Source organism: Nitrosomonas sp., assembly GCF_043753625.1.
GTDB lineage: Bacteria > Pseudomonadota > Gammaproteobacteria > Burkholderiales > Nitrosomonadaceae > Nitrosomonas.
This window is the reverse complement of record NZ_JAYUWI010000147.1, coordinates 1-9,122: the sequence shown is the minus strand read 5'-3', so window position 1 is coordinate 9,122 and position 9,122 is coordinate 1. Positions and strand designations below refer to the sequence as shown.

Sequence of the window (9,122 nt, the reverse complement as noted above, 5' to 3'; positions counted from 1 at the left end):
GGCAGAATTTGAAAAGGCGTATTATCGCGAACAGGAAGAGTCAGCTGATGCAACTTGACTCAAGAAAACATGTCTCCGGAAAAACCGGGGCGATTCAGCACTCAACGTTAGGCTATAAATCGCCAATGCGGTTTCTAAATGACTAGCTAATCACTCAACAGAAGAAAAAGCTGATAGCATAAAACTGTTCGCCCATTGGAAGACGAAAAACAGAGGGAACCTCACATCTTGTCGTTGATGTTGCACTGCAACCATAGCTAGTAAAAGTAGTTAAGACATTATAATGCCCTAAATTCTGACTCCATGACTTAAATTCTTCAGGTGTCTGAAAAAGTTTTTGCGCAAGAGCAACCAATCATTTAAAAGTGAAACAATATGTTAAAAAACATCCAAGTCATTGAAAATTCATCTGGCCTTATAATTGCGGAATATCCCCTTGTTATGGAAATAATTGATGCTCCTGAAGATGAATTATTTAAAGATGCGTGGTAGGTTGTTGTGGGTGATGGTTTGGTTGAAACAGACCACAAATCACAATATCTGATAGAAATTGTTGAATATGATGAAGATGAAGATGAAGATGAAGAAGACCACGATGATGACGCACCAAGATAAAAATGGAAATTCAATAAAATATTACAAACATAAAATATGCTGCTTAAAACTATTTAATGACCGGGTTAATAATTGTGGGTGCAGCCAAAAATCATAAGTGGCGCGTAATATATCCGTTGGCGTCAAATCCTTAAAATGCTGCGTTCTCCGAGGTAGCTGGATAGGTAACGTGTTGCTACGCCATGAAAGCGATGCGGCCAGATTTAGAGGCGATGTGTATGCCAATTTTCCGCGCGGCAGCGTCCATGGCTTTAATGCAGAAGTGATGTATCTGGATCATATTTTTCAAGTACATAATCAGACATGCAGTCTGATCGGTCACGGCCGACAACAAATGGTGAACTGATGAAACATAATTCAAAAATGATGGAAATGCGTTGGTTGGTCTCGGCAGTGATGTTGACCCTGTATACCTCGTCGACTTGGGCCTTTACCATCGATGATGTCGCAAAAAAGGCTCAATCATTAGCCGGAAAAAGCTATGAAACGCCGGAAAGCAACTTGCCCTCCGTTTTCCGCGACATGAAATATGCGGATTATCAACAGATTCAGTTTAATCATGATAAAGCTTACTGGAGTAATCTGAAGACTCCATTCAAGCTTGAGTTTTACCACCAGGGCATGTACTTCGATACGCCCGTCGAAATTAATGAAGTAACCGCCACGTCGGTACATAAAATCAAATACAGTTCTGATTATTTCAATTTTGGCAATGTCCAGTATGACAAAGACATGGAGAAAGGTCTTGGCTTTGCCGGCTTCAGAGTGCTGTATCCGATCAATAGCAAAGATAAAAACGACGAAATTCTCAGTATGCTCGGCGCCAGCTATTTCCGCGTGGTTGGCCCAGGCCAGTATTATGGTCTTTCCGCACGAGGCCTAGCTATCGATACCGCTTTGCCCTCCGGCGAAGAGTTTCCCCGATTCCGAGAATTCTGGATCGAGCGGCCTAAACTGACTGACAAACACCTGACAATCTATGCGCTACTCGACTCTCCACGCGCGACGGGCGCTTACCGCTTTGTCATGATTCTGGGCAGCGATATCGTGATCGACGTCCAGTCTAAAGTCTATCTGCGCGACAAGGTCGGCAAGCTGGGCGTTGCGCCGCTAACGAGCATGTTCCTGTTTGGCTCTAACCAGCCTTCTCCGGCGATGAACTTCCGTCCTGAGTTACATGATTCTAACGGGCTCTCCATTCACGCCGGTAATGGAGAGTGGATCTGGCGTCCGCTGAACAACCCGAAACGTCTGGCCATCAGCAGTTTTTCCATGGAAAACCCGCAGGGCTTTGGTCTGCTGCAACGTGGCCGTCAGTTCTCGCGTTTTGAAGATCTGGATGATCGTTACGATCTGCGTCCGAGCGCGTGGGTAACGCCGAAAGGCGAATGGGGGAAAGGTAGAGTCGAGCTGGTGGAAATTCCCACCAACGACGAAACCAACGACAACATCGTCGCTTTCTGGACGCCGGATCAACTGACGGAGGCTGGTAAAGAGATTAACTTTAAGTACTCCATCACCTTCAGCCGCGACGAAGAAAAGCTGCATTCTCCAGATAACGCTTACGTCATACAGACTTCTCGCTCAACCGGTGATGTAAAACAGTCTAATCTTATTCGTCGACCTGACGGCACGATCGCCTTCGTCGTCGATTTCACTGGCACGGAGATGAAGAAGCTGCCGCAAGATACTCCTGTTGCAGCTCAGGCCAGTATTGACGACAACGGTCAGATCATCGAGAGCAGCGTGCGTTACAACCCGGTCATTAAAGGCTGGCGCCTGACGCTACGCGTAAAAGTGATAGATGTGAAAAAAATCACTGAGATGCGCGTTGCGCTGGTCAACGGTGACCAGACACTGAGTGAAACCTGGAGCTATCAGCTACCTGCCGATGAATAAGGTAACTGCGTATATTGACGCGCTGCCGCTGACTGACACTGAAAAAGCGGCGCTGCCGACAATGGATATCCGCGCACTTCATGAGACGCTGGATCCTGAGCATCATCACTATGCGCGTGAGGATGATTCGCCGCTGGGGTCTGTGAAAGCGCGACTTGAGCAGAGCTGGCCTGATTCTCTGGTTGACGGGCAACTGATTAAAGACGACGAAGAGCGTACGCAACTGGGGGCAATGCCCAAAGCGACGCGTTCATCGATGTCTCCGGATCCGTGGCGCACCAATCCGATTGGTCGATTCTGGGATCATCTGCGTGGGCGCGATGTCACGCCACGCTATGTATCGCGACTGACGAAGGAAGAGCAGGCTCACGAACAAAAATGGCGCACCGTCGGCACCATCCGCCGCTACATTTTGCTGCTGCTGACGTTGTCGCAAACCGTGGTTGCGACCTGGTATATGAAAATCATCCTTCCTTACCAGGGCTGGGCGCTGATCAATCCGGTCGAGATGATTGGCCAGGATGCGTGGGTATCATTTATGCAGTTGCTGCCTTATATACTGCAAAGCGGTATTTTGATCCTCTTCGCTATTCTCTTCTGCTGGGTATCCGCCGGTTTCTGGACGGCGCTGATGGGCTTTCTGCAACTACTGATCGGTAAAGACAAGTACAGTATTTCCGCATCGACGGCAGGGGATATGCCGCTCAATCCCGAGCACCATACGGCGTTGATTATGACTATCTGTAACGAAGACGTGGATCGCGTATTTGCCGGATTGCGTGCAACTTGGGAATCAGTTAAGGCGACGGGTCAACAACAACACTTCGATGTCTATATTCTGAGCGACAGCTACAACCCTGATATTTGCGTTGCGGAACAGAAAGCGTGGATAGAACTGATTGCAGAGGTTCAGGGTGAAGGCCAGATCTTCTATCGTCGTCGCCGCCGCCGCGTGAAGCGTAAGAGCGGCAACATTGACGATTTCTGCCGCCGCTGGAGCAACCAGTACAGCTACATGGTGGTGCTGGATGCGGATTCGGTGATGTCAGGAGAGTGCCTGACCAATCTGGTGGGCCTGATGGAGGCTAACCCGAATGCCGGCATCATTCAGACGTCGCCGAAGGCCTCAGGCATGGATACCCTTTACGCACGTTGCCAGCAGTTTGCGACACGCGTTTACGGGCCGCTGTTTACTGCCGGCATGCACTTCTGGCAATTAGGGGAGTCACACTACTGGGGCCACAACGCTATCATCCGTGTGAAACCGTTTATTGAACACTGTGCGCTGGCGCCTCTGCCGGGTGAAGGCTCTTTTGCGGGCTCCATTCTCTCTCACGACTTCGTGGAAGCGGCATTAATGCGCCGTGCGGGATGGGGAGTGTGGATCGCTTACGATCTGCCGGGTTCTTATGAAGAACTGCCGCCGAACCTGCTGGATGAGCTTAAGCGCGACCGCCGCTGGTGTCACGGTAACCTGATGAACTTTCGCCTGTTCCTGGTGAAAGGCATGCATCCGGTACACCGCGCGGTGTTCCTGACCGGCGTCATGTCTTATCTTTCCGCGCCGCTGTGGTTTATGTTCCTTGCGCTTTCCACTATGCTGCAGGTGATGCATGAGCTTACGGAACCGCAATACTTCCTGCAACCGCACCAGCTGTTTCCGGTGTGGCCGCAGTGGCGACCGGAACTGGCGATCGCGCTGTTAGCCTCGACCATGGTGCTACTGTTCCTGCCCAAGCTGCTGAGTATTCTGCTTATCTGGTGCAAGGGGACGAAAGAATACGGTGGATTCATTCGCGTCACGATCTCCCTGCTGCTGGAGGTGCTTTTCTCGGTGCTGCTGGCGCCGGTGCGTATGCTATTTCACACCGTATTCGTGGTCAGCGCGTTTCTTGGCTGGGAGGTGGGGTGGAACTCGCCACAACGTGACGATGATTCCACCCCGTGGAGTGAAGCCTTTATGCGCCATGGTTCTCAGCTCCTGCTGGGGCTGGTATGGGCCGTAGGGATGGCGTGGCTTGATCTGCGCTTCTTGTTCTGGCTGGCGCCTATTGTCTTCTCGCTAATTCTATCGCCGTTCGTGTCGGTCATTTCCAGCCGCGCGACTGTTGGCCTGCGCGCCAAACGTTGGAAGCTGCTCCTGATTCCAGAAGAGTATTCGCCGCCTCAGGTACTGGTGGATACAGACAACTATCTGCTGATGAATCGCAACCGCACATTGAGCGATGGCTTTATGCACGCTGTGTTTCATCCATCGTTCAACGCGCTGGCGACGGCGATGGCCACCGCGCGCCACCGCGAGAGCAAAGTGCTTGAGATTGCTCGCGATCGTCACGTTGAGCAGGCGCTGAATGAAACCCCTGATAACCTCAACCGCGATCATCTTCTGGTACTGTTGAGCGATCCGGTCATCATCTCACGTCTGCATTACCACGTATGGGCAACACCGGAGAAATACTTTTCGTGGGTGAATTACTATCAGCAACTGACGCTAAATCCATTGGCGCTGAAAGCGAAATAAAACGAGCATTTTCACAAATTGAATTGGGGAAGGTTTGCATCCAAATATCCTCTATAAATTGATGAATAAATGTCTAGTAAGATGTTAAGAAACAGAAAATTAAGTGATTAATGCATTTAAAAAGTAATTCAATGCTTTAGCATTGATATACCAGCCAGAAAAACAGCGCTGCTATTGGGTAAAAATCGTAACACGATTAATCGCTGGTATGGCATTTTAAGACGAGCAGAGACCTTTGCAAAATTCAACGAATTATCAAATTCGTTACAATTTCTGATTTTTTTGTGAGTATCGCGATATTTTTTAGTCATTTCCTTGCTGAAATCACGCGAACAATCACTTTCATTGATCATTATCACTACGTCAAAACCGCTGAACAATCCAGTTTCGAGCAAGCAAACCATGCATTCATCGATATTCATAATCAGCTACGCATTGAAGACCTCAATCTATGCGCTGACCATGAACATGAAGAACTGCTCAACGCCGTCAAGTACTTCGCTGAAAAATGTTATCTGACACAGAGTCGAACAAAAAAACCACTGGAAGCTTATCAAGCCTGTCTACGGATCGTCGATCACTACCAAGTCAAACTGACCACATCAAACTGACTGCCAGCATGATCAGAGAATGGCAAAATAACCTACCCTGCTCCAGCAAGCGCAAAAGTAATATTTCTACGCCGCTACGTAGATTGTTCGATTAAATGTTTCTGGATGGAGTCATTGATAAGAATCCTCTGAATTTATCGCCTTACGTTTGCAAGATGTTGATCTTGAGCAAAACCGGATATTTGTCAAAACCGCTTGTGTTCTCGGTCAATTGAAAGACACCAAAACAAAATCAGGAAAACGGGAAGTCACGCTTCAACCTCAAGCCAGAGAAGCCTTACTCAATCAGCAAACCTATACCGGAAGGCTTGATGAAACCGTTTTCCATGATCCCCGCACTAATAAACCCTGGAAAGACAATCAGCCCATACGTAAAAATGTTTGGATTCCGGCACTGAAAAGAGCGAGCATTGAATACCGCAATCCTTACCAGACCCGCCATACTTTCGCATCGACACTACTTTCAAGAGGTGAAAACCCACTTTGGGTTGCCCAGCAAATGGGACATAAGGATTGGGGGCAGATCATAAAGATTTATGGACAGTGGATTCCACCATCAAAATAGTTGTCAAAGTCCCATAATGGGACTAATATTTCACCCATGAGAATCATTGCTCTGTCGACCTTGAAAGCATTCTGGGAGGATAACCCGTCTTATACCGATGCAATTCAACCGATGCTTGCTTGGTACCGGCATGCATTAAAAGCAAACTGGGCAACACCGGCAGAGGTAAAAGCGGATTTTAAAAGTGCCAGTATCCTCACAGACGACAGAGTCGTATTCAATATTGCCGGTAATAAATACCGGTTGGTGGTCTGGATTAACTATGCTTATAACGTAGTGTATATCCGTTTCATAGGCACCCATGCCCAATATGATCAAATTGATGCACAAACTATTTAATTCTGGAAACAACTGATTATGGACATCAAACCAATCAAAACTGACACCGATTACCGCGCGGCATTAAAGGAAGTTGAAACACTAATGATGGCTGAACCCAACACGCCAGAAGGAGAAAAACTGGATGTTCTGGTGACACTGATCGAGGCTTACGAGCGCAAACACTTCCCGCTTGACCTACCCGATCCTGTTGAAGCCATTAAATTTGAAATGGAGCAGAAGGGTCTATCGGTCAAAGACTTGGAACCAATGATTGGAAAAAGTAACCGCGTGTACGAAGTATTAAACCGCAAACGTTCTCTGACACTCAAAATGATCTGGAAACTACATCAAGAACTGGGTATTCCTGCTGAATCTCTGATAAAACAATCCACTCAGACAAATAATGTTTAAGAAACGTTTAATAATATCAATCGAGTCTGTTCTCTACGATTACTCCTTTCCACATGATAAAAAATGATAATTCTTCATTCTGGACCTGAAACCGATTTGCGCGCGTTGCTGATCTGCAGCATTAGCCCACAAATGGAAATTCTATGAAACAGGAAATGGTTCATCACTATACAAGCATTAATACTCTTGCTCTTATCCTTCAAAACAAGAAGATCCGTTTCAATCGTCTTGATCGCGTCGATGATGTAAGTGAAGCACAAGCCTATGGGAAATATGATCTTTCAAAATATCTATTTGTAAGTTGTTGGACAGACAACTTAGAGGAAAACATTCCTCAATGGCATATGTACACAGAAAATATGACTGGGGTACGAATCTCTTTACCTAGATATTTTTTGGTTTATAAGCACTTAGATATCCCGAAAGAGGCAGGAATCACATACACAGAAAATATTTTTTCCCCGATTTCATGGACTCAAATATTTGCAGACAATTATTTTATATTCCCTTTTTTCGCCAACAAAAAAATGATCGAAAGAAAGGTCATCTATGTGGATGACATACAAGGAATTTATAGCAATGCAGTTAATATTGATGTCGACTTAAATGGGAAGGCAAAGATGGAATTTAAAGGGATTGGTGATTTGGCTTGTCACAAGCATAAGTCATGGGCATTTCAAGATGAATTTCGTTTCGTATTTTTTGCAGTTCCATCTTTAAAAATACCTCCCGGCGGCTTTGCGAATGGAAGCTTTATTTCTAGTTTTTCTAACCACATAATTCAATGCGTCAATGATCACGTTGCTCCACCTATTAATTATTTGGACATTGATATCGGCGAAGCCCTAAATAAAATCCAAATCACCCTTGGCCCAAAGTGCAATCAGGGCCATAAGGTGATAGTGGAGGCTTTGGTAAAACAATACACAACTAATGGCATAGTAACCGATAGCGTTCTAACAAGATCAATTCGCCATCCTATTAGAACGTGAAAGAATTAAAAGTAACAAAGTGCTGCAGTCGGACAAAATCAAGGTGGGATGCCATTTGTGACAATATGCAAACTTGCGTGAACGTCGCTCAAGTTGCACTCTGTTGTCCGATTAGGGTATTGGACGCCCGCTCATTATGGGATACCACCAATATATAAATTTGCAAACTTACAGAAAATTAATGCCGTAATAACATATGATTATAGGTGGCATTATTCTTGATAACATTAGCAAACGAGTTTAAACTTCGACTCATACAATATTTGTCTTTCTTAATCCCGTGAAAATGCCTTTAAATGACACAAAAACAGCAAATGAAAACACCAAGTGATTGATATACAATAGATAACACAAGGTTCGATTCCAGCCGCCATTTGAAATCCCAACCCTGATCGGTTGGGTTTTTTTTGCCCGGAGCGCCTATGTGCTCTACCGTACTGATTCAACATGGATATATATTGCATTATGAAAGCTCATCAACTCATAAAAGAGGGCTTGCTATGACTTTCCATGAAGATAACAATAGCGTGACCGAATCAAGTAATCAGAACTTCTATTACCCAAAAATTGCATACCCGGAAGATATTCCACTACTTGAAGCTTATGATGAGCAAAGCTTCACGTTGTCGGACGGCATGTTTCATATCGAAGAACTATAGCGTTCTTATCTCTCTATATGTGGGGAAACGAACCGACCTAAAAAACGCCGTCAGACATAATACAAATTCATTCATAGCGCATAAAGGATTAATATCATGATTCCATTTAATAAAATATCACTACCACTTATTGTCAGTGCTGTTTTCGTGTTGAGCACATCTGCAGTTTCACAGACCTCGTTGCCATCGAATAGTACTGAAAATACGGATTCAGCACAAAAGTCACAATCTAGCTCAAAACAGAACACCCCTGCTGCACCCAATCTAAATAACCCTGCTATGGTTAACCCAAACGATCCTACTGGAGTGAACTCAAACATTCCTAGCTCTCCTGGAATTCCCCCCAGTAGCGCACCGGGAATGAATTCAGGAAATCCTTCTAGTCCAAGCCCAACTAGCGGTCAATAATGTTTCTTATCTTAACCGGCCGTTGAAAAACGTTTTCGAGGTAGCCGATGCAAGGCAAAAACAGGCGAAAAAGCGCAGTTTATGCTTAATAAATGAGCATTTTGAGTCTGTTTTTAACAC

At 45.8% G+C, this 9,122-nt stretch carries 10 protein-coding genes and 1 pseudogene; 10 read left to right on the top strand and 1 reads right to left on the bottom strand.

All coding sequences use genetic code 11. From position 1 onward, the window contains the following. The first annotated feature begins 784 nt into the window (after nt 1–784). The 10 genes and pseudogenes from ACH10T_RS12515 to ACH10T_RS12470 all read left to right on the top strand — a co-directional run bounded on the left by ACH10T_RS12515 (nt 785) and on the right by ACH10T_RS12470 (nt 8,594). The gene (locus tag ACH10T_RS12515) at nt 785–961 is read left to right on the top strand and encodes a hypothetical protein (RefSeq protein ID WP_394809596.1); all 177 of its coding nucleotides are present in this window, start codon (nt 785–787) and stop codon (nt 959–961) included. A gap of 17 nt (nt 962–978) precedes the next feature. After that, complete coding sequence (gene mdoG, locus ACH10T_RS12510) at nt 979–2,514, top strand: glucans biosynthesis protein MdoG (RefSeq protein ID WP_394809597.1); 1,536 nt, start codon at nt 979–981, stop codon at nt 2,512–2,514. After that, nucleotides 2,507–5,035, top strand: coding sequence for a glucans biosynthesis glucosyltransferase MdoH (gene mdoH, locus ACH10T_RS12505; RefSeq protein WP_394809595.1), 2,529 nt, complete (start codon nt 2,507–2,509; stop codon nt 5,033–5,035). The genes mdoG and mdoH overlap by 8 nt, the downstream gene beginning before the upstream one ends. A 114-nt stretch (nt 5,036–5,149) precedes the next feature. Further along, nucleotides 5,150–5,257 (top strand): annotated as a pseudogene (locus tag ACH10T_RS12500) (IS1595 family transposase); the annotation flags it as partial. A 62-nt stretch (nt 5,258–5,319) separates the two neighbouring features. Beyond that, entirely contained in the window at nt 5,320–5,646 is a 327-nt protein-coding gene (locus ACH10T_RS12495; protein WP_394809594.1) for a hypothetical protein, read from the top strand. A gap of 148 nt (nt 5,647–5,794) precedes the next feature. After that, nucleotides 5,795–6,211, top strand: coding sequence for a tyrosine-type recombinase/integrase (locus tag ACH10T_RS12490; protein ID WP_394809593.1), 417 nt, complete (start codon nt 5,795–5,797; stop codon nt 6,209–6,211). 36 nt (nt 6,212–6,247) lie between these two features. After that, nucleotides 6,248–6,550, top strand: coding sequence for a type II toxin-antitoxin system HigB family toxin (locus ACH10T_RS12485; RefSeq protein ID WP_394809592.1), 303 nt, complete (start codon nt 6,248–6,250; stop codon nt 6,548–6,550). A gap of 18 nt (nt 6,551–6,568) precedes the next feature. After that, complete coding sequence (locus ACH10T_RS12480; protein WP_394809591.1) at nt 6,569–6,943, top strand: type II toxin-antitoxin system HigA family antitoxin; 375 nt, start codon at nt 6,569–6,571, stop codon at nt 6,941–6,943. Between the two features lie 143 nt (nt 6,944–7,086). Continuing rightward, nucleotides 7,087–7,935 (top strand): DUF2971 domain-containing protein, encoded by an 849-nt coding sequence (locus tag ACH10T_RS12475; protein WP_394809590.1) that lies wholly within the window; start codon nt 7,087–7,089, stop codon nt 7,933–7,935. Between the two features lie 500 nt (nt 7,936–8,435). After that, nucleotides 8,436–8,594, top strand: coding sequence for a hypothetical protein (locus tag ACH10T_RS12470; protein WP_394809589.1), 159 nt, complete (start codon nt 8,436–8,438; stop codon nt 8,592–8,594). A gap of 71 nt (nt 8,595–8,665) precedes the next feature. On the opposite strand, the gene ACH10T_RS12465 is transcribed toward ACH10T_RS12470, so the two are convergent. Then, complete coding sequence (locus ACH10T_RS12465; RefSeq protein ID WP_394809588.1) at nt 8,666–8,914, bottom strand: hypothetical protein; 249 nt, start codon at nt 8,912–8,914, stop codon at nt 8,666–8,668. Between the last annotated feature and the right edge of the window lie 208 nt (nt 8,915–9,122).

Coding starts and splice junctions, on each gene's coding strand:
- ACH10T_RS12465 (WP_394809588.1), bottom strand. CDS start 8,914: ATGTTTGAGTTCACTCCAGTAGGATCGTTTGGGTTAACCATAGCAGGG.
- ACH10T_RS12475 (WP_394809590.1), top strand. CDS start 7,087: ATGAAACAGGAAATGGTTCATCACTATACAAGCATTAATACTCTTGCT.
- ACH10T_RS12485 (WP_394809592.1), top strand. CDS start 6,248: ATGAGAATCATTGCTCTGTCGACCTTGAAAGCATTCTGGGAGGATAAC.
- mdoH (WP_394809595.1), top strand. CDS start 2,507: ATGAATAAGGTAACTGCGTATATTGACGCGCTGCCGCTGACTGACACT.
- mdoG (WP_394809597.1), top strand. CDS start 979: ATGATGGAAATGCGTTGGTTGGTCTCGGCAGTGATGTTGACCCTGTAT.
- ACH10T_RS12480 (WP_394809591.1), top strand. CDS start 6,569: ATGGACATCAAACCAATCAAAACTGACACCGATTACCGCGCGGCATTA.
- ACH10T_RS12470 (WP_394809589.1), top strand. CDS start 8,436: ATGACTTTCCATGAAGATAACAATAGCGTGACCGAATCAAGTAATCAG.